At 55.3% G+C, this 23,197-nt stretch carries 17 protein-coding genes; 9 read left to right on the top strand and 8 right to left on the bottom strand.

The window, feature by feature from the left end; translation table 11 throughout:
* Window positions 1-226 precede the first annotated feature (226 nt).
* Together PGR29_RS20020 and PGR29_RS20015 are read left to right on the top strand one after the other, a co-directional pair.
* The gene (locus PGR29_RS20020) at window positions 227-1,852 is read left to right on the top strand and encodes a sensor histidine kinase (protein ID WP_316425186.1); all 1,626 of its coding nucleotides are present in this window, start codon (window positions 227-229) and stop codon (window positions 1,850-1,852) included.
* Window positions 1,842-2,540, top strand: a complete 699-nt coding sequence (locus tag PGR29_RS20015; RefSeq protein ID WP_045397296.1) for a response regulator — start codon at window positions 1,842-1,844, stop codon at window positions 2,538-2,540. The genes PGR29_RS20020 and PGR29_RS20015 overlap by 11 nt, the downstream gene beginning before the upstream one ends.
* Before the next feature lie 32 nt (window positions 2,541-2,572).
* On the opposite strand, the gene djlA is transcribed toward PGR29_RS20015, so the two are convergent.
* Window positions 2,573-3,400 (bottom strand): co-chaperone DjlA, encoded by an 828-nt coding sequence (djlA, locus tag PGR29_RS20010; protein ID WP_015704375.1) that lies wholly within the window; start codon window positions 3,398-3,400, stop codon window positions 2,573-2,575.
* Window positions 3,401-3,641: 241 nt separating this feature from the next.
* Here djlA and lptD point away from each other — a divergent pair, with 241 nt between their 5' ends.
* The 6 genes from lptD (at window position 3,642) to apaH (ending at window position 10,472) form a co-directional block, all read left to right on the top strand.
* Window positions 3,642-5,987 (top strand): LPS assembly protein LptD, encoded by a 2,346-nt coding sequence (gene lptD / locus PGR29_RS20005; RefSeq protein WP_032713339.1) that lies wholly within the window; start codon window positions 3,642-3,644, stop codon window positions 5,985-5,987.
* Window positions 5,988-6,041: 54 nt separating this feature from the next.
* The gene (gene surA, locus PGR29_RS20000; RefSeq protein WP_045397288.1) at window positions 6,042-7,328 is read left to right on the top strand and encodes a peptidylprolyl isomerase SurA; all 1,287 of its coding nucleotides are present in this window, start codon (window positions 6,042-6,044) and stop codon (window positions 7,326-7,328) included.
* A 112-nt stretch (window positions 7,329-7,440) separates the two neighbouring features.
* A complete protein-coding gene (pdxA, locus tag PGR29_RS19995; protein ID WP_316425185.1) occupies window positions 7,441-8,421 on the top strand; it encodes a 4-hydroxythreonine-4-phosphate dehydrogenase PdxA in 981 nt (326 codons plus the stop codon).
* On the top strand, window positions 8,418-9,239 hold the full coding sequence (rsmA, locus tag PGR29_RS19990) for a 16S rRNA (adenine(1518)-N(6)/adenine(1519)-N(6))-dimethyltransferase RsmA (protein WP_015368291.1): 822 nt from the start codon (window positions 8,418-8,420) through the stop codon (window positions 9,237-9,239). Before pdxA ends, rsmA begins: the two co-directional genes overlap by 4 nt.
* A 2-nt stretch (window positions 9,240-9,241) precedes the next feature.
* A complete protein-coding gene (apaG, locus tag PGR29_RS19985; RefSeq protein WP_316425184.1) occupies window positions 9,242-9,619 on the top strand; it encodes a Co2+/Mg2+ efflux protein ApaG in 378 nt (125 codons plus the stop codon).
* A 4-nt stretch (window positions 9,620-9,623) separates the two neighbouring features.
* Window positions 9,624-10,472 carry a bis(5'-nucleosyl)-tetraphosphatase (symmetrical) ApaH gene (apaH, locus tag PGR29_RS19980; protein ID WP_045397283.1) on the top strand — a complete coding sequence of 283 codons (849 nt, stop codon included), beginning with the start codon at window positions 9,624-9,626 and terminating at the stop codon, window positions 10,470-10,472.
* A gap of 125 nt (window positions 10,473-10,597) precedes the next feature.
* Here the strand turns inward: apaH and folA are convergent, their stop codons facing one another.
* The 3 genes from folA to kefF form a co-directional block, all read right to left on the bottom strand.
* Window positions 10,598-11,077, bottom strand: a complete 480-nt coding sequence (gene folA / locus PGR29_RS19975) for a type 3 dihydrofolate reductase (RefSeq protein ID WP_015368294.1) — start codon at window positions 11,075-11,077, stop codon at window positions 10,598-10,600.
* A gap of 197 nt (window positions 11,078-11,274) precedes the next feature.
* Entirely contained in the window at window positions 11,275-13,140 is a 1,866-nt protein-coding gene (gene kefC, locus PGR29_RS19970) for a glutathione-regulated potassium-efflux system protein KefC (RefSeq protein WP_015368295.1), read from the bottom strand.
* Window positions 13,133-13,666 (bottom strand): glutathione-regulated potassium-efflux system oxidoreductase KefF, encoded by a 534-nt coding sequence (gene kefF / locus PGR29_RS19965; RefSeq protein WP_087860915.1) that lies wholly within the window; start codon window positions 13,664-13,666, stop codon window positions 13,133-13,135. The genes kefC and kefF overlap by 8 nt, the downstream gene beginning before the upstream one ends.
* Window positions 13,667-14,041: 375 nt before the next feature.
* Between kefF and PGR29_RS19960 the strand changes: the two genes are divergently transcribed.
* On the top strand, window positions 14,042-16,912 hold the full coding sequence (locus tag PGR29_RS19960) for an autotransporter outer membrane beta-barrel domain-containing protein (protein WP_316425182.1): 2,871 nt from the start codon (window positions 14,042-14,044) through the stop codon (window positions 16,910-16,912).
* A gap of 50 nt (window positions 16,913-16,962) precedes the next feature.
* Here PGR29_RS19960 and PGR29_RS19955 read toward each other — a convergent pair whose 3' ends face one another.
* The 4 genes from PGR29_RS19955 to dapB form a co-directional block, all read right to left on the bottom strand.
* Entirely contained in the window at window positions 16,963-17,196 is a 234-nt protein-coding gene (locus PGR29_RS19955) for a YgdI/YgdR family lipoprotein (protein WP_015704368.1), read from the bottom strand.
* A 168-nt stretch (window positions 17,197-17,364) separates the two neighbouring features.
* Complete coding sequence (gene carB, locus PGR29_RS19950) at window positions 17,365-20,589, bottom strand: carbamoyl-phosphate synthase large subunit (protein ID WP_087860917.1); 3,225 nt, start codon at window positions 20,587-20,589, stop codon at window positions 17,365-17,367.
* Window positions 20,590-20,606: 17 nt separating this feature from the next.
* Window positions 20,607-21,755, bottom strand: a complete 1,149-nt coding sequence (gene carA, locus PGR29_RS19945; protein ID WP_087860918.1) for a glutamine-hydrolyzing carbamoyl-phosphate synthase small subunit — start codon at window positions 21,753-21,755, stop codon at window positions 20,607-20,609.
* A gap of 456 nt (window positions 21,756-22,211) precedes the next feature.
* Complete coding sequence (gene dapB / locus PGR29_RS19940; protein ID WP_316425181.1) at window positions 22,212-23,033, bottom strand: 4-hydroxy-tetrahydrodipicolinate reductase; 822 nt, start codon at window positions 23,031-23,033, stop codon at window positions 22,212-22,214.
* Window positions 23,034-23,197: the final 164 nt, after the last annotated feature.

The following is a 23,197-nucleotide window of genomic DNA, read 5'->3' as shown; positions in this document are numbered from 1 at the left end:
CGCGGTTAATGTGAGAGGGGGCAGATTAAAAAAGAAGTTTTAATGGTCGTTATGGTTTTTATGGTTTCTATTGACTCTAGTGATATATATCTAATTTCTTAGCGTGGTTTTTATGGTTTTTTTATTAACCGGATAATTACCCTTTATAAATAGGCGCCAGTAGATAAATTGTCCTTCTGGCCGCTGACGATATCGTTACCGCATCTCAAATACTGTGCGCATAACTATGAAAGTTTCATTTCAATTTAAGCTATTCATCTCCCTGGTGGCCTTTTTCTCCATCTTATTCGCTCTGCTTGGCGTTTATTATTATCTCGACGCCAGCCGCCAGCTGTATCAGGAAATGAGCGCCAGGGCGAAAATTCAGGCCGAAGAGATTGCGCTGATGCCCAATCTGCGCCAGCAGGTCAGCCTGCACGACCCGCAGGCTATCGGCGCCTTCATGAAGCAAATCGCCGCCCACAGCGACGCCAGCTTTATCGTCATCGGCGATGATAAAGGCGTACACCTGTTTCATTCCGTACACCCGGAATGGGTCGGCACGCGCTTAGTGGGCGGCGATAACCAGGCGGTGCTGGAAGGCAAAACTATCACCACCATCCGTAAAGGTGGTTTAGGCGTCTCGCTACGCAGTAAAACGCCCATTGTCGATGATAACGGGAGGGTGATCGGCATTGTCTCCGTCGGCTATCTGACCAGCTATCTCGACAGCATCACCGTGCAAAAGGTGGTGAATATTTTTGTCGCCGCCATCCTGTTGCTGATCGCCCTGTTTATCTTCTCCTGGTATTTTACCCGCAGTATTAAAAAACAGATTTTTTCGCTGGAGCCGCGCGAAATTGGCCTGCTGGTACGCCAGCAAAAAGCGATGATGGAATCGATTTTCGAAGGAGTTATCGTTATCGACAGCCAGCGACGGATTGAGGTGATTAACCACGCCGCCCGCAGCCTGCTGGGGCTTAAGCAGCCCGCGCATCTGCTGCGCGGCAAATCGATTGATAGCGTGATCGCCCCGCAGCCGTTCTTCGCCAGCGGCGCAATGCTGGCGAATGATACGCACGATGAACTGTGTCGCTTTAACCAGTTGACGGTACTCGCCAGCCGGGTGCGCATCATGCTGGAAAACTCGCTACAGGGCTGGGTGATCACCTTCCGCGACCGCGATGAAATCAACGCCCTCACCGCTCAGCTCAGCCAGGTGAAACGCTATGTCGATAACCTGCGCATTATGCGCCACGAACAGCTCAACCGCATGACCACGCTCTCCGGCCTGCTGCATATGGGCCACTACGACGAAGCCATTCGCTATATACAAGCGCAATCGGAGCATGCCCAGGAGCTACTGGACTTCATCTCCTCGCGATTTCGTTCGCCGACGCTGTGCGGCCTGCTGCTGGGTAAAGCCACCCGCGCCTATGAAAAAGGCGTTGAACTGAGCTTTGATCCGGCCTGTCGTATCGATCGCCCGCTGTCGTCGCTGATGGAGTCGGAACTTATTTCGATCATCGGCAATCTGCTGGATAACGCCATTGAAGCCACGCAACGCGCCGAACTACCGCACGAACCGGTCGAGGTGCTGATTCAACTCAACGCCCGCGAGCTGATGATTGAGGTGGCCGACCGCGGTGTCGGTATCCGCCCGGATATTCGCGAGCGTATTTTTGAGCGCGGAGTGACGACAAAAACCCGTGGCGATCACGGTATTGGTCTGTATCTTATTGAACATTATGTGACTCAGGCTGGCGGCACGATTGAAGTCGCCGATAACGCGCCGCGCGGAACGATATTTACCCTGTTTATTCCCGCTGACCCGCCAGCCCATCCGCAACCGGAGGCCAACGATGCATCATGATTTGGTCGATGTGCTGATCATCGAAGATGAAAACGAGCTGGCCCGACTGCACGCCGAGCTCATTCAGAAACACCCGCGCATGCGGCTGGCGGGAATGGCTGCCTCGCTTTCTCAGGCGCGGCAGATGCTCAACGCCAGGCCGCCGCAGCTGGTCCTGCTGGATAACTATCTGCCGGACGGCAAAGGCGTCACGCTGATGACCGACCCGATTCTGGCCAACGCCAATTGTTCGGTCATTTTCATCACCGCCGCCAGCGATATGGAAACCTGCAGCCAGGCGATACGCAACGGCGCCTTCGACTACATTCTCAAACCGGTTTCGTGGAAACGCCTGAGCCAGTCGCTGGAGCGCTTTATTCAGTTTTACGACCAGCAGCGGGAATGGAAAATCGTCGATCAGCAAAACGTTGATTCCCTGTATCAGCTGCAGGCTAAAAATTTTCGCGCCGATAACGGCAGCAAAGGCATCGAGGAAAAGACCCTGGCGCTGGTGCAGAATTTATTTCATGGCCGCGAAACGCACTGCTTTTCAGTGGACGAAGTGGTCAGCGAAACCGGACTGAGCAAGACCACCGCTCGTCGTTATCTCGAGCACTGCGTGGAAGTGAGTTTTCTGGAAGTGGAAATGCTGTACGGAAAAATTGGCCACCCGCGGCGGATGTATCGCCGCGCGCAGGGCGCGAACTAAGGCTTCTCCATGAAGGAGAAGCCTTACGGGATTCAGAAGCCGCGCTGCTCTTTGATAAGCTCCCAGGCTTTCTGGATTTCCTGTGCTTTCTGTTTCGCCATTTCCATCATCTCCGGCGGCAGCCCTTTGGCCACCAGCTTGTCCGGGTGATGTTCGCTCATTAGTTTACGGTAAGCGCGCTTGACGGTTGTAGCATCATCGGTCGGCTTGACGCCGAGAACATTACAAGCGTCTTCAAGCGTCGGGCCGCGCTGTGCCTGCTGCCAGCCGCCATTGCCGCCGCGCTGACCATAGGATTGCTGCTGCGAGCCGCCGCCGAACTGCGCGCCGCCCTGCATCATGCGCAGGAACTGCTCAAACTGCGCACGCGAGATACCAAGCTCGTCGGCGATAACAAACAACACTTCGCGTTCATTGGGATGTAATTCGCCGTCGGCGAAGGCTGCCTGCAGCTGAATTTCCAGAAACATCCTAATTAAATCGAAGCGACCGAAACAGACGCTTCGCAGCTGGCGCATTTTCTCGCGCAGCGGGTAATTATCGGCCTTTCCGGCGCGAAATGCCTGCTGCGCCGCGGTGCGCGACTCGCCGTGCAGGTTCATACGATCCATCAGCACATTCGCCACATGAATATCGGCTTCCGTCACGCGCCCTTTCGATTTGGTCAAATGTCCCATCACTTCAAACGTGGTGGAAAAGAACAGCGACTGCCGTTCCTGCTGGTTGGCAAATAAATTCAGTCGACGGCTACGGGCCCGGTCAAACATATGCCCGACTAAAAAGCCAAGCACCACGCCCCAGAAGCCGCCGCCCATCAATAATGCAACCGCGACACCAATCACTTTACCCAAATACTGCATAGACTCCCCAATCTTTCTGCTACCAGTTAAGCTATATATGACCGCACGTTACCAAGCGTTGACGCCACGGTCATGTGGGACATCGCCTATAATTTGCTTTATCATACTCGCCATTCTACACGGTGCCTAACGCTCAGAAACGAAACGAGCGGATTAAGACTAGCGCGATTAAGATGAGTACGTTAGGCTCTGACCGTTTGCAAGCCGCTGCCACAAGATGACGGAACAACAAATAAAACGTATGAAAAAACGTATCCCCAGCCTCCTGGCCACCATGATCGCCAGCGCCTTGTATAGCCAACAGGGCATGGCCGCCGATCTCGCCACGCAATGTATGCTTGGCGTGCCAAGCTATAATCGTCCTCTCGTTGAAGGAAAGCCTAACGATCAACCGGTAACGATTGACGCCGATCATGCGAAAGGCAACTACCCTGATAATGCCGTGTTTACCGGCAACGTTGATATTAATCAGGGGAATAGTCGCCTGCAGGCCGACGAGGTGCAGTTGCATCAGCAGCAGCCGGCGGGCCAACCGCAGCCGGTGCGTACCGTTGATGCGCTTGGCAACGTTCACTATGACGACAACCAGGTCATTCTGAAGGGGCCGAAGGCGTGGTCGAACCTGAACACCAAAGATACTAACGTCTGGAAAGGCGACTATCAGATGGTTGGCCGTCAGGGGCGCGGTACCGCCGACCTGATGAAGCAGCGCGGCGAAAACCGCTATACCATTCTGGAAAACGGCAGCTTCACCTCCTGTCTGCCGGGTTCTGATACCTGGAGCGTCGTCGGCAGCGAAGTTATCCATGACCGCGAAGAGCAGGTTGCCGAAATCTGGAACGCGCGCTTTAAGCTGGGTTCCGTCCCTATTTTTTATAGCCCGTATCTGCAGCTGCCTGTCGGCGATAAGCGCCGCTCCGGCTTCCTGATCCCCAACGCCAAATACAGCACTAAAAATGGCGTTGAGTTCTCGCTGCCCTATTACTGGAATATCGCGCCGAACTTCGACGCCACCATTACGCCGCACTATATGAATAAACGCGGCGGCGTAATGTGGGAAAACGAATTCCGCTATCTGACCCAGGCGGGCGCAGGTTTATTCGAATTCGATTACCTGCCTTCCGATAAAGTGTATGAAGACGATCACTCCAACGACAGCAACAGCCGCCGCTGGATGTTCTACTGGAACCACAACGCGGTTATCGATCAGGTGTGGCGTCTGAACGCCGACTACACCAAAGTCAGCGACCCGGATTACTTTAACGACTTCAGCTCTAAGTACGGCTCCAGTACCGACGGCTACGCGACGCAGAAATTCAGCGCCGGTTACGTTAACCAGAACTTTGACGCCACCGTGTCGACCAAGCAGTTCCAGGTCTTCGACCGTAGCTCAAGCAACTCCTACGCTGCTGAGCCTCAGCTCGATATTAACGCCTACCAGAATGACGTCGGTCCGTTCGATACCCATCTGTATGCGCAGGCGGTGCACTTCGTCAACACCAACGGCGATATGCCGGAAGCGACGCGCCTGCACATGGAGCCGACGATCAACCTGCCGCTGTCTAACGGCTGGGGAAGCATCAATACCGAGGCGAAGCTGCTGGCGACCCACTATCAGCAGAGTAACCTCGATCAGTACAACACCGCTAACGGTACCGATTACAAAGATTCGGTTAACCGCGTGATGCCGCAGTTCAAAATCGACGGCAAAATGGTCTTCGAACGCGATATGCAGGAAGGGTATACCCAGACCCTGGAACCGCGCATGCAGTATCTGTATATCCCGTATCGCGACCAGAGCCACATTGGCGTCTACGACTCGACCCTGCTGCAGTCCGACTATAGCGGCCTGTTCCGCGACCGCTCCTACAGCGGCCTTGACCGTATCGCGTCAGCCAACCAGGTCACCACCGGCGTCACATCTCGCGTATATGATGACGCGGCCGTTGAACGTTTTAATATTTCCGTTGGTCAAATCTACTATTTCACCGAGTCTCGTACCGGTGCGGACAACATCAACTGGGAGAATAACGACACCACGGGTTCACTGGTCTGGGCCGGCGATACTTACTGGCGCATCACCGATAACTGGGGTTTACGCGGGGGGATCCAGTACGATACGCGTCTGGATAACGTCGCAACCGGCAACGGAACCATTGAATACCGCCGCGACGAAAACCGCTTAGTGCAACTGAACTACCGTTACGCGAGTCCGGAATATATTCAGGCGACGCTGCCTTCGTATTCCACCGCTCAGCAGTATAAAGAGGGTATTTCTCAGGTGGGAATGACCGCAAGCTGGCCGATTGTCGATCGTTGGTCAGTGGTCGGCGCGTACTACTTCGATACCAATACCAAAAAAGCGGCTAACCAGATGTTAGGGGTGCAGTATAACTCTTGCTGCTACGCTATCCGCCTTGGCTACGAACGTAAGATCAACGGCTGGGATAACAACAACGGCGGCGAAAGCAAATACGACAACACCTTCGGTATCAACATCGAACTGCGTGGTCTGAGCTCCAACTATGGTCTTGGCACCCAGCAGATGCTGCGCTCGAACATTTTGCCGTACCAGAGCTCGCTGTAAGGCATCTGGTTTAAAACGTAATCCGCATTTGCGGTTAATTGAAATGGAAAAAGTATGAAGAACTGGAAAACGCTGCTTCTCGGTATCGCCATGATCGCGAATACCAGTTTCGCCGCCCCGCAGGTGGTCGATAAAGTAGCGGCTGTCGTCAATAATGGCGTTGTTCTGGAAAGCGACGTCGATGGTCTGATGCAGTCGGTAAAGCTCAACGCTGGTCAGGCGGGACAGCAGCTGCCGGATGACGCGACCCTGCGTCATCAGATCCTCGAAAGATTGATCATGGACCAGATCGTTCTGCAAATGGGTCAGAAGATGGGCGTGAAAGTCAGCGACGATCAGCTTGACCAGGCCATTGCCAACATCGCCAAACAGAACAACATGTCGATGGATCAGATGCGTAGCCGTCTGGCCTATGAAGGCATCAACTACAACACCTACCGTAATCAGATCCGTAAAGAGATGCTGATTTCGGAAGTACGTAACAACGAAGTGCGCCGCCGCATCACCGTGCTGCCGCAGGAAGTTGAAGCGCTGGCCAAGCAGATTGGCGATCAGAACGATGCCAGCACCGAACTCAACCTGAGCCACATTCTGATCGCGCTGCCGGAAAACCCGACCTCCGATCAGGTTGCGGCAGCGGAAGAGCAGGCGAAGTCCGTCGTTGAACAAGCCCGTAACGGCGCTAACTTCGGCAAACTGGCTATCACCTATTCCGCTGACCAGCAGGCGCTGAAAGGCGGCCAGATGGGCTGGGGCCGTATTCAGGAGCTGCCGGGTATCTTCGCTCAGGCGCTGAGCACCGCGAAGAAAGGCGATGTTGTCGGTCCGATTCGTTCCGGCGTCGGCTTCCATATCCTGAAAGTTAACGATATGCGCGGCGGCAGCCAGAACATCTCCGTCACCGAAGTCCATGCCCGCCACATCCTGCTGAAGCCGTCGCCGATCATGAACGACGCGCAGGCCCAGGCGAAGCTGGAACAGATTGCGGCTGACATTAAGAGCGGTAAGACCACTTTCGATAAAGCGGCGAAAGAGTTTTCCCAGGATCCGGGTTCCGCCAATCAGGGCGGCGACTTAGGCTGGGCGACGCCGGATATCTTCGATCCCGCGTTCCGCGATGCGCTGATGCGCCTCAACAAAGGCCAGACTAGCGGCCCGGTTCACTCCTCCTTCGGCTGGCACCTGATCCAACTGATGGATACCCGCAACGTCGACAGAACCGACGCCGCGCAGAAGGACCGTGCTTACCGCATGCTGATGAACCGTAAATTCTCTGAAGAAGCGGCCACCTGGATGCAGGAACAGCGCGCCAGCGCTTACGTCAAAATTCTGAGCAACTAAAGCTCTGCCCTCTCCACGCCTTAAAGGCGTATCGGGAGGGTAGACCGGTCGCCCCAGCTACGGCTGGGGTCGACTGCGCAGCTGGGCCTTCCTGGCCCGAAGGAACGTTTCTATGCAACGTGTTGTTATCACTCCCGGCGAACCCGCAGGGATTGGTCCCGATCTTGTCGCCGAGCTTGCGCAGCGCGACTGGCCGGTTGAACTGGTTATTTGCGCCGATGGCGCCCTGTTAACTGACCGAGCCCGCCAGCTCGGTCTTCCTTTATCGCTCTTCCCTTACGATCCAACCCGTCCTCCACAGCCGCAGCGGGCGGGCACGCTTACGCTACTTCCCGTTGCCCTCAACGCGCCGGTACAGCCGGGCGTGCTTAATGTCGCTAACGGCAGCTATGTGGTGGAAACCCTGGCGCGCGCCTGCGATGGCTGCCTTAAGGGTGAATTCGCCGCGTTGATTACCGGGCCGGTGCACAAAGGCAACATCAACGACGCCGGTATTGCCTTCACCGGCCATACCGAGTTCTTTGAAGAACGCGCTCACGCCAGCAAAGTGGTCATGATGCTGGCGACCGAAGAACTGCGGGTCGCACTGGCCACCACCCACCTGCCGTTAAAAGCGATAAGCGAGGCGATCACGCCGGAGCTGCTGCGTGAAGTGATAACCATCCTGGATGCCGATCTGCGGCATAAATTCGGTATCGCTCAGCCGCACGTGCTGGTTTGCGGCCTGAATCCCCACGCCGGCGAAGGCGGTCATATGGGGACGGAAGAGATCGATACCATTATTCCGGTGCTCGAAGAGATGCGGGCGAAGGGCATGAATTTAAGCGGTCCGCTGCCTGCGGATACCCTTTTTCAGCCAAAATATCTCGATAATGCCGATGCGGTACTCGCGATGTACCACGATCAGGGCCTGCCCGTGCTAAAATACCAGGGCTTTGGCCGCGGCGTGAATATTACGCTCGGTTTACCTTTTATTCGTACCTCCGTTGACCACGGTACCGCGCTGGAATTAGCCGGTCAGGGAAAAGCGGACGTCGGCAGTTTTATCACGGCGCTTAATCTCGCCATCAAAATGATTGTTAATACCCAATGAATAATCGAGTCCATCAGGGCCATTTAGCCCGTAAACGCTTCGGGCAAAACTTTCTCAACGATCAGTTCGTGATCGACAGCATTGTTTCGGCCATCAATCCTCAGAAAGGCCAGGCGATGGTCGAAATCGGCCCGGGTCTCGCCGCGCTGACCGAACCGGTCGGCGAACGCCTCGACCAGTTAACCGTTATCGAGCTGGACCGCGATCTGGCGGCCCGCCTGCAGACCCATCCGTTCCTCGGACCTAAGCTGACCATTTACCAGCAGGATGCGATGACCATGAACTTCGGCGAACTGTCGGAGAAAATGGGCCAGCCGCTGCGCGTCTTCGGCAACCTGCCGTACAACATCTCTACGCCGCTGATGTTCCACCTCTTCAGCTATACTGATGCCATTGCCGATATGCACTTTATGCTGCAGAAGGAAGTGGTTAATCGTCTGGTTGCCGGGCCGAATAGTAAAGCGTATGGTCGATTAAGCGTAATGGCGCAGTACTACTGCCAGGTGATCCCGGTACTTGAAGTCCCGCCGACCGCTTTTACGCCGCCGCCAAAAGTGGATTCCGCCGTCGTGCGCCTGGTGCCGCATCGCACCATGCCGTACCCGGTGAAGGATGTCCGCGTGCTGAGCCGTATCACTACCGAAGCCTTCAACCAGCGCCGTAAGACCATTCGCAATAGTCTCGGCAATCTGTTTAGCGTTGAAGTGCTGACGGAGCTGGGCGTCGACCCGGCGGTACGTGCGGAAAATATTTCTGTAGAGCAGTACTGTAAGATGGCCAACTGGTTATCCAACAATCTGCCTTCGAAGGAGAGCTAACCATGATTAATTCGCCTCGTGTTTGCGTCCAGGTGCAAAGCGTCTATATCGAATCGCAATCTTCTCCGGAAGAAGAGCGCTACGTCTTCGCTTACACCGTCACCATTCGCAACCTGGGGCGGAGTCAGGTTCAGCTTCTCGGCCGCTACTGGCTTATCACCAATGGACACGGTCGCGAGACGGAAGTCCAGGGTGAAGGGGTCGTCGGAGAACAGCCGCACATCCCTGCCGGCGAAGAGTATCAATACACCAGCGGCGCGGTTATCGAAACGCCGCTGGGCACCATGCAGGGTCATTATGAGATGATTGATAACAACGGCGTACCGTTCACTATCGAGATCCCTGTCTTCCGTCTCGCAGTTCCAACGCTTATACATTAAAACAATGGCTACATACCTTATTGGCGACATTCATGGTTGCTACGATGAACTGATCGCATTGCTGGAGCAGGTGGAGTTTAACCCTGATACGGACACGCTGTGGCTCACCGGCGACCTGGTCGCGCGCGGCCCCGGCTCTCTGGAAGTGCTGCGGTTCGTGAAAACGCTCGGCGATAGCGTGCGCATCGTGCTGGGCAACCATGACCTGCATCTGCTGGCGGTGTTTGCCGGCATTAGCCGCAACAAGCCCAAAGACCGCCTGACGCCGCTGCTGGAAGCACCGGACGCTGACGAACTGCTCAACTGGCTGCGTCGCCAGCCGCTGATGCAGGTCGACGAAGAGAAAAAGCTGGTGATGGCTCATGCCGGCATCACGCCGCAGTGGGATCTGGAAACCGCCAAACAGTGCGCGCGCGATGTCGAAGCCGTGCTGGCGAGCGACTCCTATCCGTTCTTCCTCGACGCGATGTATGGCGATATGCCGAACCACTGGAGCAACGAGCTCAGCGGCCTGGCGCGCCTGCGCTTTATCACCAACGCCTTCACCCGCATGCGCTATTGCTTCCCGAACGGCCAGTTGGATATGTACAGCAAAGAGGCGCCGGAAGACGCGCCTGCCCCGCTTAAGCCATGGTTTGCCATTCCGGGCCCGGTTGCCCGCGAGTACAGTATCGCCTTTGGTCATTGGGCGTCGCTGGAAGGCCGCGGTACCCCGGAAGGCATCTACGCGCTGGATACCGGCTGCTGCTGGGGAGGGGACCTGACCTGCCTGCGCTGGGAAGATAAAACGTATTTCACCCAGCGTTCCAACCGCCAGAAAAGCCTCGACGAAGGCGAAGCGGTCGCCTCCTGAGTCGATCCCGGATGGCGGCGCGCTGCGCCTTATCCGGGCTACCTCCGGTACGGAAGATTCCTGATAAAACAAAACCCCGGCCACGCCTGACGCGACCGGGGTTTTTTAATCCACGCTATGTTAGCTTAACGACGCTCGAGGATCTCGAAGCAGTAGCTATGGGAATTTTGCGCGTCGGCATCGTGGAACTCACTGAACACCGATTCCCACTCGTCCGGATCGTAATCCGGGAAATGGGTATCGCCTTCCACTTCCGCATCAATATGGGTCAGGTAGAGTTTGTGCGCTTTCGGCAGGAACTGCTCGTAAACGCGGCCACCGCCAATCACCATAATCTCTTCCGCGTCGCCGCAGGCGGCAATCGCTTCATCAACAGACTTCACCCACTGCACGCGATCGTCGCTGCCTGGCTTGCTGCTGATAACGATATTTTTACGTCCTGGCAACGGGCGACCGATGGATTCCCAGGTCAAACGCCCCATTACCACCGGCTTGTTTAAGGTATTACGTTTAAACCAGGCGAGATCGGCAGGCAAGTCCCATGGCATAGCGTTCTCCATGCCAATTACGCGATCTACAGCTAACGCCGCAATCAGACTAATCATTGAAAATATCCCGAATGCAAAAAATTGCCGCCACTATACGGAAAGCGTAATACTTCGTCGACTGAACGAAGAGTAAAGAATAAGAAAATTTTTAGATTTGCTGGCGAGCCCACGTAACCCTCATGAGCCGCCAGATCAGGAACTAAATTGAAAACAAAATGTTAGCTGTAAAGTTAACGCAACATCTGCTTACCACCTCAGGTTGAAGGCTTATTCTCCGGCTCATCGCGAACGTCTCCGGTGTGCCGTCCTTCTTCGGTACCTTGCCAACCGTGACGCTGCACCAACGACAGATGATTACGGTCCTCATTGATGATACCGGTAAGCATATCGCTGGTTCGCTTGAACACCGCCACGCGAGAGGCGGCATCATTTTCCGCCATCGCCACCATCTCTTCCACCATCTGCTGGTTGAAACGGCGGAACAGATCGGCGCGCTCGCGGGCCTCATAAGCGCCCAGACCTAAGGCCTCCAGCGTCATACGGCCGCTTTTCAGCGCCGATTCGAAGGTTTCACGCTCCGGCGCTTCCACTCCGGCCTGGCGCAGCTGAATGTAGTGATCGACATCGCGGGCGCGCGAAATGATCTGCAGATGTGGGAAGTGCTCTTTCGCCAACTCCACCAGCTGCAGGCTGGCCTGCGGATCGTCGATGGCGTTAATCAGCACTTCAGCCTTTGCCGCCCCCGCCGATTCCAGCAGATCCACCCGCGTGGCATCGCCGTAAAACACCTTCATATCGAACTTGCGCAGGGTATCAACGTGGTCCGGGTCGTGATCGAGGATAACCATTTTCACGCCGCTGGAAAGCAGCACACGCCCGGCAATCTGCCCATAGCGGCCAAAACCGGCGATAATCACCCGCGGCTGCTCTTCGTCAATCTCATCCGCTTCGCGCTCCTGGCCGCTGGCGGATTTCTCCATCCGCGTCAGCAGCACCAGCAGAATGGGCGTTGCCGCCATTGATAGCGCCACCGCCAGCGTCAGCGCCTTCGCCCACTCGCTATCCAACACATCGGCCATCTGCGCGGCGCCGAAGACCACGAAAGCGAACTCACTTCCCTGCCCCAGCAGTACGGCAAACCAGCGGCGCTGCGCGCGCGGTACACCCAGTGGTTTAGCAATCAGCCATAGCATCAGAGCCTTAATCGCCAGGAAACCCACCAGCAGGATCAGGATACGTAGCGGATGGGTGACCAGGGTACCGAAGTCGATAGACATACCGACGCCGATAAAGAACAGCCCCAACAGCAACCCTTTAAACGGTTCAATATCGCTCTCCAGCGCATGGCGGTATTCCGAACTTGCCAGAAGCACCCCAGCAAGAAACGCGCCCATCGCCATCGACAGCCCGACTTCCTCAAGCAGCAATCCGAAGCCAAAGACCAGGAACAGGGCCACGGCGCTGAATACTTCGCGCAGACCGGAACGGGCAACAAAGCGCAGCACCGGCCGGGTCAGATAGCGCCCTAATAGCACCACCAGCGCCAGCGCGCCGGCCACTTTCAACGCCGACAGCGCAAACGCGGCCAGGGTCGTTGAACCGCCGCTGGCCGCCAGCAGCGGAATCATCGCGACCAAAGGAATAGCGGCGATATCCTGGAACAACAGCACGGCAAAGGCGCTCCGCCCTAGTTGCGTCACCGTCAGGTTACGTTCGTTCATCGCCTGCATGGCAATCGCCGTCGACGACAGCGCCAACGTCATCCCGATAAGCTCCGCCACCTGCCAGCGCAAGCCAAGCAGCATGCAGAACAGCCCGATAAACGCGCCGCACACCACCATTTGCAGCGCACCGCCGCCAAATACCGAGGCGCGCAGTTTCCATAGGCGCTGCGGATCCAACTCAAGGCCTATAACAAACAGCATCAGCACCACGCCGATTTCGGCGAAATGCAGAATCGCCTCAGCGTCAGTGACCAGTCGCAGTCCCCACGGGCCGATAACGCAGCCGGCAATCAGATATCCCAGCACCGATCCCAGTCCCAGACGCACGGCGATCGGCACGATAAGCGCAGCGGAGCCGAGGTAAATCAGCGCCTGTATTAGCGTATGGCTATCCATTGTTATGCGTCTCCTGCCATTCGATTAAGCGTTGACGATAATGACGGGCCTGCGCCTGCAGCGTTTCGTCATCGCAGATAAAGGTACAGTGCATCGCAAACGGCGGCAGCCATTTCATGCCGCAGTACAGCGCCGTCGCCTGCAGAGGCTGCGCCAGCACGTCAAAGCCGGGGAATGAACCAATATCGAAATGGCTTTCGCCGCCGCCGGTGGTAACCGCCCACATCAGCGATTTACCGTGTAACGCAATACCGTTGTGGCCGTACGCCCAGCCGTGGGACAGTACTTTATCCATCCACAGTTTTAACAGCGGTGGAACGCTGTACCACTGCATCGGATGCTGCCAGATAACCAGATCGGCGCGCGCCAGCGCCGCCTGCTCGGCAGCGATATCGATATTGAAGTCGGGATATAGCTCATAGAGGGAGCGTATCTCTACGCCATCAAGCGTCCCTGCTTGCTCAAGCATCCGCTTATTCGCATGCGAGTGATGCGGATAAGGATGCGAGTAAATTATCAGAATCATGAATGGGCCTGTCTTTTGTATTCTTGTAGCAGTGAGTGTAGACAGTTAACTCGCTCACTGAAAGGGGGGAATGCCTGAGGAGAAGTCGAATACAGCCAATGATAATCCTTCCATCACGAAAGAATTGCAGACGCTCCAGGGGGCAATCGTCGTCCCATTCAATTCCCCATACGAATTTATTATTACAAATAATACAGTCAATGCATATTTTAAGACGAGATTAAATCATTCTTTAATAAATAAACCTATACACTCCACAATGTACAACCAATAATTTTACGCTCTTCATCTTGAGCCCAAAAATTTTCAATCTAAAAACGAAATTCTAATATATAGCGTTAACCGGAAGCGCTATTTACGCAAATGGACGTGTATATGAGCAACAAACACTTTGAACTAAACAGAACAACCAAAACACTGGCGAGAATATTTCCCGCCTTATTAATGTTTACGCCAATTGTTGTCAGCGCAGGCACGATTGACCAGTCAACTTCAGTACCGCAAAACTTCTCCACCGACACGGAATACGCCATCAGTAGAGACGTCACCGTCTCCTCCGCAGATAACACCCCAGCAGTATCCGTTAGCGGAATGAACGTCAAAAAAGTTACCAATGAAGGCAATATTGCCGGAACGGGAATCGGACTGGATATTAATATTGAAGGTCAATCCGTTGAAATTAATAATAATGAAAATGCAATTATTTCATCTGCAACTGATAATGCCGTTAACGTACAATCAATGGCAGGTGATTTTAATAATAGCGGAATCATTACTGGCGCTAACAACGGTATTTTCGTTAGCGAAGAGTCATCGGCAATTAGTATCACCAATACCGATACCGGCGTGATCACCGGGAAAAACGGCCTGAGTTCGCAAATTGGCCTCGGGTTAGATAACAGCGGCGCCATCACCGGTACCGCAGGCGATGGTGTTGCGTTAAGCAACGGCAACAGCAAAATTAACAACAGCGGCACCGTGCAGGGCAGCCAGAACGGGATCAACATCGTTGATAGCGCGAAAGCCGATATCATCAACAGCGGTTTACTTGGCGGCCGCGATGCGGCCGTTATGTTTGCCAGCAGCAAAAATAACAGCCTGGTACTCAATACCGGCTCTTCCCTCATCGGCGATGTCATCTCCACGGGCTCAACGGGTAACACCGTCTCGCTGGTCGGTACCGGAACGGAAGACAGTAACTTTGTCGGCCTTAACGATGGCGACGGTTTTGCCTCCGTGAAAATGAACGGTGAAGACTGGACGCTCACCGGCAACCTCGACATCATCGGCAGCGGCGATTCCCTCCAGGTTAATAGCGGCCAGTTGACGCTGGCGGGCGCTGTCGCTAATAGCGGCAACACGCTGGTCGCGGAAGCGGCCACGCTGCAGTTGGGCGACGGGCAGAAAACCGCAACCCTCACCGGTAGCCTGACCAATAACGGCACGCTGATCTTCAATCAGGGAAGCGACTCTACTTTTGCCACCGGCATCATCGGTAGCGGTAACGTGGAAAAAGTCGATACCAACACGCTGACGCTCACCGGCGCCAATAGCTATACCGGCGATACCGTGCTCAAAAGCGGCACGACTCTGGTCGCAGAAGGCGCGACCCTCGGAGCATCCGGTAGCGATGCCACCCTCACTATCAACAATGGCGCGCAATTTGCCAGCTCAGGCGAAGTCAATAACAACATTGATATCCTCAGCGGAGGTGTCCTCGCGGCGTGGAATGCAATTGAAGGAAACGCCACGTTAAGAACATCCGGCGTCGACACCATCAATGGCAATGTGAGCAACAGCGGCACGCTGTTGCTTAGCGCCGCGGATAATAGCGTTGGCAACAATTTTACGATTAACGGCGACTATAGCGGTTCTGCCGGCAGCCAAATCGTGATGAACAGTCAGGTTGGCGAAGACAGTTCACCGACCGACCATTTGTCGATCACCGGCAGCAGCTACGGTCAATCCGGCATCAGTATCGCCAACATCGGCGGAGTGGGCGCGCAAACCGTTAATGGCATGGAGATTGTCAGCGTCGGCGGCAGTTCTGAAGCACAGCTAACCTTGTCAAAACCAGTTGTCGCCGGAGCTTATGAATACGATCTTTATCAGCACAACAACGGCAACTGGTATCTGGAATCCAAAGCGACCCCGTCTGACGATCCGTCGGATGATACCGACGATGATGACAGCGGCACCGATGGCGGCAGCGGCACCGATGGCGGCAGCAGCACCGATGGCGGCAGCAATACCGATGGCGGCAGCAATACCGATGGCGGCAACAATACCGATAATGGCGATCAATCCGCGCCAGAAGTAATGGCCCCGGAAGTCGGTGCTTATCTGGGCAACTATCTTGCGGCACAGAGTATGTTCCTGCATAAACGTGACGATCGCGACCAGCTCACTTTCCGCAACGAAGACAATCTGAACACCTGGATGTACGTGAAGGGCCGCTATCATGAGAACGACGCCGGCGGCGATAAAGTCAGCTACGACACCACCACCACCGTGCTCCAGCTCGGCAGTGATTTCATGAGCAAGCCGATGGACAAAGGAATGCTGCGTGCGGGCGGCATGTTTGGCGCAGGCCAGGCGAAAACGGATTCGGATGCGAAACACAACGTGCGTGATGCGCAGGGTAAAGTCGACGGTTTCAACGTTGGCCTGTACGCCACCTGGCAGGAAGATCCGAAATTACGTCTCGGCAGCTACATCGATACCTGGGCGTCATACAGCTGGTATAACAACACCGTCACCAGCAATCGCAACAATGAAAAGTATGACAGTAAAGGTTTTGCCGCCTCTGTTGAAGTCGGCCATGCGTGGGTGATCCCTTCAGAAAGCGCGCGTACGTGGAAGATTGAGCCTCAGGCGCAGGTGATCTACAGCTATCTCGATCAGGAAAATCATACCGACCCGGATGGCGTGCGGGTAACCACCCTGGACAACAATAGCCTGTTTGGCCGTCTCGGCGTGAAGAGCAGCTACTTCGAGCAGCACGATGTTAAAGCATGGCAGCCGTATATCGCGGTGAACTGGTTGAAAGGCGCGGGTCAAAACGATCTGGCGTTCAATGGTGAAAAAGTCAGCAACGATACGCCGGACGACCGCGGTCAGTTAGAGCTGGGCGTGACCGGCAATGTGAACGAGACGACCACTATCTCGCTGCGCGCCAGCGGCGAATGGGGTGAAAACAGCTACGCCGCTTATGGCGGCCACATTCTGCTGAATCACCGTTGGTAATCGCCGTACAATGAAAGGTAAAAAGCAGTGGCCGAAGCCACTGCTTTTTTTTAGTTATCCAGCTCGTCCATAGACTTCACCTGGTCGCGATTAATCTGCTCCACGCGACCGGTTTCCGCATTTTTGTAGGATACCAGGCCAGTATCATCATCGACCTGCGGCTTACCGCTGGTCACAATTGTTTTGCCATCTGTCGTTTTGAGCGACTGATTTGATGAGCAACCTGCCACAAATACCATCGCCGTTGCCGCCAGCGCGGATGCCACCAGAATTTTGTTCCGCATTGTATCCTCCTGTCTTTTCATCAATTGGTATCGTTATCGTGCTAACTATAGTTAGCCTGACCTGGCAGATAGATAAAAGCAGAACTCTCCGAAGATGAGTGCCGTAAAAAAATGGGGCTGACGATATCGTCAGCCCCCGTGTTTCGCTTTCCGGCCCGGCCGGTGCGCTTATTTGGTGATTTGCGCGTGCATTTCCTGCACCGAAATGACCTTCTCGGTCGCATCGGCATTCAGCGCCATCGCGGTGGCGAAACCGCCGTTCAGGGTGGTGTCATAATGCACCTTGTACTGCAGCGCGCTGCGGCGAATCAGCTTGGAGTCTTCAATCGCCTGACGTCCTGCGGTGGTATTGATGATGTAGGTATACTCGCCATTCTTGATACGGTCCTGAATGTGCGGACGACCTTCATGCACCTTGTTCACCAAACGCGGGTTGATACCGGCTTCGCCCAGAACAATCGCAGTACCGTGGGTTGCATCCAGCTCGAAGCCCTGTTTCAGCAGTTTTGCCGCCAGGTCGACAACGCGCTCTTTGTCGCCTTCGCGAACGGAGAGCAGCGCGCGGCCCTGTTTCTTCATCGTGGAGTTGCTGCCCAGCTGCGCTTTGGCGAACGCTTCCGCGAAGGTGCGGCCCACGCCCATCACTTCCCCGGTAGAGCGCATTTCCGGCCCTAACAGCGGGTCAACGCCCGGGAATTTGTTGAACGGCAGCACCACTTCTTTGACCGAATAGTACGGCGGGATGATTTCTTTGGTGACGCCCTGCTGCGCCAGCGTTTTACCAGCCATCACGCGCGCCGCCACTTTCGCCAGCGGTACGCCGGTGGCTTTCGACACGAACGGTACGGTACGCGCCGCGCGCGGGTTGACTTCAATCAGGTACACTTCGTTGTTCTTCACCGCGAACTGTACGTTCATCAAGCCGCGAACCTGCAGCTCGAAGGCCAGCTTCTGCACCTGCTCGCGCATCACATCCTGAATCTCTTTGCTCAGAGTGTAGGCAGGCAGAGAACAGGCGGAGTCGCCGGAGTGTACGCCCGCTTGTTCGATGTGCTCCATGATGCCGCCAATCAGCACCATTTCGCCATCGCAGATAGCGTCGACGTCAACTTCAACCGCGTCGTCGAGGAAGCGGTCCAGCAGTACCGGCGCATCGTTGGAGACGCTCACCGCGGTCTGGAAGTAACGGCGCAGGTCAGCCTCGTCGTAGACGATTTCCATCGCGCGGCCGCCCAGTACGTAGGACGGACGCACCACCAGCGGATAACCGATCTCTTTTGCCTTCTCAACCGCTTGCTCAAGCGCGGTCACGGTGGCGTTCGCCGGCTGCTTCAGCTTCAGGCGGTCAACCGCATGCTGGAAGCGCTCGCGGTCTTCAGCACGGTCGATAGCATCCGGGCTGGTGCCGATAACCGGTACGCCTGCGGCTTCCAGTTCACGCGCCAGCTTCAGCGGGGTCTGGCCGCCGTACTGCACGATAACGCCTTTCGGCTTCTCGATGCGCACGATTTCCAGTACGTCCTCAAGCGTTACCGGCTCGAAGTACAGACGGTCGGAGGTGTCGTAGTCGGTCGAAACGGTTTCCGGGTTACAGTTAACCATGATGGTCTCGTAACCGTCTTCGCGCAGCGCCAGCGAGGCGTGTACGCAGCAGTAGTCAAATTCGATACCCTGGCCGATACGGTTCGGGCCGCCGCCGAGAACCATGATTTTATCGCGGTCTACGGACGGGTTGGATTCGCACTCGTCTTCATAGGTGGAATACATGTAGGCGGTATCGGTGGCGAATTCCGCCGCGCAGGTATCCACGCGCTTGTAGACCGGGTGCAGGTTGTACTGGTCGCGCAGCTTGCGGATTTCCGCTTCGCGCACGCCCGCCAGCTTCGCCAGACGCGCATCGGCAAAGCCTTTACGCTTCAGGTGACGCAGGAAATCAGCGTCGAGGCCGTTGATGCCCACTGCCGCCACTTTCTCTTCCAGGCGCACCAGTTCTTCGATTTGTACCAGGAACCAGCGGTCGATGTTGGTCAGGTTGAAGACGCCGTCGACGGAGAGACCGGCGCGGAAGGCATCAGCGATGTACCAGATACGCTCGGCGCCCGCATCTTTCAGCTCGCGGCGGATTTTGGTCAGCGCTTCCGGATCGTCGAGGCTGACTTTCGGGTCGAAGCCGGTGGCGCCCACTTCCAGGCCACGCAGTGCTTTCTGCAGCGATTCCTGCTGCGTGCGGCCAATCGCCATCACTTCGCCGACGGATTTCATCTGCGTTGTCAGACGGTCGTTAGCGCCAGCGAATTTTTCGAAGTTAAAGCGTGGAATTTTGGTCACAACGTAATCGATGGACGGTTCGAAGGAGGCCGGAGTACGGCCGCCGGTGATATCGTTCATCAGTTCGTCGAGGGTGTAACCCACCGCCAGCTTCGCCGCCACTTTGGCAATCGGGAAGCCGGTCGCTTTCGAAGCCAGCGCCGAAGAGCGGGAGACGCGCGGGTTCATTTCGATGACGATCAGGCGACCATCTTTCGGGTTCACCGAGAACTGTACGTTAGAGCCGCCGGTTTCCACGCCGATTTCACGCAGTACCGCCATCGAGGCGTTACGCATGATTTGGTATTCTTTGTCGGTCAGGGTCTGCGCCGGGGCGACGGTGATGGAGTCGCCGGTGTGAATCCCCATGGCATCGAAGTTTTCAATCGAGCAGACGATAATGCAGTTATCGTTCTTATCGCGCACCACTTCCATCTCGTACTCTTTCCAGCCGATCAGCGATTCATCAATCAGCAGTTCGTTGGTCGGAGAGAGATCCAGGCCGCGTTCGCAGATTTCTTCGAACTCTTCGCGGTTATAGGCAATACCGCCGCCGGTGCCGCCCATAGTAAAGGACGGACGGATGATGCATGGGAAGCCAACGTCAGCGGCCACCGCCAGCGCTTCTTCCATGGTGTGCGCAATGCCGGAACGCGCGGTGTCGAGGCCGATTTTCTTCATCGCCACGTCGAAGCGACGGCGATCTTCCGCTTTATCGATCGCATCGGCGGTCGCGCCAATCATGGTCACGCCGAACTCTGCCAGCACGCCCTGACGCTCCAGCTCCAGCGCGCAGTTCAGCGCGGTCTGGCCGCCCATGGTCGGCAGCACCGCGTCCGGACGCTCTTTTTCGATAATTTTACGCACCACTTCCCAGTGAATCGGCTCGATATAGGTCGCATCGGCCATTTCCGGGTCGGTCATGATGGTCGCCGGGTTGGAGTTCACCAGAATAACGCGGTAACCCTCTTCGCGCAGGGCTTTACAGGCCTGGGCGCCAGAGTAGTCAAACTCACACGCCTGACCGATAACAATCGGGCCCGCGCCCAGAATCAGGATACTTTTTATGTCTGTACGTTTTGGCATGGCTCTTTTACTCCTGATTATTTCGCGGACTGACGGTATTGCTCAATTAACTCGATAAAGTGGTCGAACAGCGGCGCGGCATCGTGCGGGCCCGGGCTCGCTTCAGGGTGCCCCTGGAAGCTAAACGCCGGCTTGTCGGTACGATGGATCCCCTGCAGGGTGCCGTCGAACAGTGACTTATGGGTCACGCGCAGGTTGGCAGGCAGCGTCGCTTCATCAACGGCAAAGCCATGGTTCTGGGCGGTAATCATCACGACGTTGTTATCGATATCTTTAACCGGGTGGTTGCCGCCGTGGTGGCCGAATTTCATCTTAATGGTCTTCGCACCGCTCGCCAGCGCCAGCAGCTGATGGCCGAGACAGATGCCAAAGACCGGAATATCGGTGGTGAGGAATTTTTCAATCGCCGTGATGGCGTAATCGCACGGCGCCGGGTCGCCTGGGCCGTTGGAGAGGAAAATACCGTCCGGATTCAGCTTAAGCACGTCTTCAGCCGACGTTTGCGCCGGAACGATAGTCAGGCGACAACCGCGGTCAACCAGCATCCGCAGGATGTTGCGCTTGGCGCCGAAGTCATAAGCCACGACGTGGAACGGCAGCTCGCTTTCCGCCTTCGCTTCCGGCAGGTCGCCCGCCAGTGTCCAGCTCCCCTGGGTCCAGGCGTAGGTTTCTGCGGTAGTGACCTCTTTCGCCAGATCCATACCGTTCAGGCCAGGGAACGCCTGAGCTTTTTCCAGCGCCAGCTGGGCATCAAGGTTATCGCCCGCGATGATGCAGCCATTCTGCGCCCCTTTCTCACGCAGTAAACGCGTCAGCTTACGGGTATCGATATCGGCAATGGCCACAATGTTATGGCGCTTGAGGTAAGAAGAAAGGTCTTCGGTATTGCGGAAGTTGCTGGCAATCAGCGGCAGGTCGCGGATCACCAGACCTTGTGCGTGTACCTGGGAAGATTCTTCATCGGCGGCGTTGGTGCCGACATTACCAATATGGGGATAAGTAAGAGTGACGATTTGGCGGGAATAGGAAGGATCAGTGAGGATTTCTTGATAACCGGTCATTGAAGTATTGAAAACGACTTCCCCAACCGCCGTGCCGGTTGCCCCAATGGCCCGACCGTGAAACTGGGTTCCGTCTTCCAGAACCAAAAGCGCTGACTTAATCAAAACACCCTCCAGAGAATATTCACTCACTTTATTTGCATATTAATGCAGAACGTAGATCTGAATCAATGCAAATTTTTGCCCGCAGAATTTTGGCAAACGGCGGCATTCTGGAGAGATGTCGGGTAAAAGTCAACTTAAAGCGGATATTTTTAATCTTATTTTACGCCACTGGCGCGTAACGGGCGTTTTTCACGGTAAAAAGATCAACTAACCTGGTTGAGAAAACGCTTGCGGGCGAGGAAAACTGTAAAATCACTCGACGGAGGGGGAAAAAGTGGACCAGATGGTCAAAATTTACAATTCAATAACTAAAAACATTAGTAAGATATAGTTTTTTGAAGATTTAAGAAGAAAAAAAGATAAAAGCACTCAAAATAAAAAAGGGCAATAAAATATTGCCCTTTGCAATCAATTACATATTGAATGCAATAACCACATCACGATGGGTAATAATCATTATAAAGCATTCAGATCAAGCACATCTTTCATGTCAAATAGACCATTTTTTTTGCCTTTCAGCCACAAAGCAGAACGAACGGCGCCATTGGCAAATGTCATCCGGCTGGAGGCCTTATGGGTAATTTCGATACGTTCGCCGATATCAGCGAACATCGCCGTATGTTCGCCGACGATGTCGCCCGCGCGAACGGTAGCGAAACCAATAGTACCCGGAACACGTTCACCGGTATGGCCCTCACGGCTGTAGACGGCGCAGTCCTTTAGATCTTTGTTCAGTGCCCCGGCGATCGCCTCACCCATCGCCAGCGCGGTGCCTGACGGGGCGTCCACTTTATGCCTATGGTGCGCTTCGATGATTTCGATATCGGTATAATCGCCCATCACCTTCGCCGCCTTCTCCAGCAGCTTTAACAACACGTTGACGCCAACGCTAAAGTTAGCGGCAAAGACGATAGCGATGTCCTGTGCGGCATCGCTAATCGCCTGCTTTCCGGCATCATCAAAACCGGTAGTGCCGATCACCATCCCTTTGCCGTACTGACGGCAGAAAGCCAGATGGTTGAGCGTGCCTTCCGGGCGGGTAAAATCGATTAAAACATCGAAATCATTGCTTACCGCCGCCAGGCTGCTTTGGACGGTAACGCCTGATTTACCAACGCCCGCCAGCTCGCCCGCATCGCTGCCCACCAGGCTCGAACCTTCGCGCTCCAGCGCCGCGCCAAGCGCCACGCCGTCCATTTGCAGCGCAGCCTGAATTAACTGGCGTCCCATCCGGCCGCCCGCGCCGGCGATGGCCACGCGGATTTGTGCATCTTGCATAGCTATTCTCTTTTGTTAACTTCACGTGAATTGTTTTCAGAGTAACCAGCCCATTGCATAGCCGCTACTCAAAAACGCCGATAATTAGAAATTTATGACAAACGGCGGTCGATATCAGTAAAAACTATATGATTGTGCCGCGATTCGGCGTTTAAGTAGTGAAA

The sequence above is a fragment of the Klebsiella sp. 141203 genome (assembly GCF_032601985.1).
GTDB lineage: Bacteria > Pseudomonadota > Gammaproteobacteria > Enterobacterales > Enterobacteriaceae > Klebsiella > Klebsiella aerogenes.
This window is presented reverse-complemented; position numbering and strand designations above follow the sequence as displayed.

Coding starts and splice junctions, on each gene's coding strand:
- PGR29_RS20020 (WP_316425186.1), top strand. CDS start 227: ATGAAAGTTTCATTTCAATTTAAGCTATTCATCTCCCTGGTGGCCTTT.
- PGR29_RS20015 (WP_045397296.1), top strand. CDS start 1,842: ATGCATCATGATTTGGTCGATGTGCTGATCATCGAAGATGAAAACGAG.
- djlA (WP_015704375.1), bottom strand. CDS start 3,400: ATGCAGTATTTGGGTAAAGTGATTGGTGTCGCGGTTGCATTATTGATG.
- lptD (WP_032713339.1), top strand. CDS start 3,642: ATGAAAAAACGTATCCCCAGCCTCCTGGCCACCATGATCGCCAGCGCC.
- surA (WP_045397288.1), top strand. CDS start 6,042: ATGAAGAACTGGAAAACGCTGCTTCTCGGTATCGCCATGATCGCGAAT.
- pdxA (WP_316425185.1), top strand. CDS start 7,441: ATGCAACGTGTTGTTATCACTCCCGGCGAACCCGCAGGGATTGGTCCC.
- rsmA (WP_015368291.1), top strand. CDS start 8,418: ATGAATAATCGAGTCCATCAGGGCCATTTAGCCCGTAAACGCTTCGGG.
- apaG (WP_316425184.1), top strand. CDS start 9,242: ATGATTAATTCGCCTCGTGTTTGCGTCCAGGTGCAAAGCGTCTATATC.
- apaH (WP_045397283.1), top strand. CDS start 9,624: ATGGCTACATACCTTATTGGCGACATTCATGGTTGCTACGATGAACTG.
- folA (WP_015368294.1), bottom strand. CDS start 11,077: ATGATTAGTCTGATTGCGGCGTTAGCTGTAGATCGCGTAATTGGCATG.
- kefC (WP_015368295.1), bottom strand. CDS start 13,140: ATGGATAGCCATACGCTAATACAGGCGCTGATTTACCTCGGCTCCGCT.
- kefF (WP_087860915.1), bottom strand. CDS start 13,666: ATGATTCTGATAATTTACTCGCATCCTTATCCGCATCACTCGCATGCG.
- PGR29_RS19960 (WP_316425182.1), top strand. CDS start 14,042: ATGAGCAACAAACACTTTGAACTAAACAGAACAACCAAAACACTGGCG.
- PGR29_RS19955 (WP_015704368.1), bottom strand. CDS start 17,196: ATGCGGAACAAAATTCTGGTGGCATCCGCGCTGGCGGCAACGGCGATG.
- carB (WP_087860917.1), bottom strand. CDS start 20,589: ATGCCAAAACGTACAGACATAAAAAGTATCCTGATTCTGGGCGCGGGC.
- dapB (WP_316425181.1), bottom strand. CDS start 23,033: ATGCAAGATGCACAAATCCGCGTGGCCATCGCCGGCGCGGGCGGCCGG.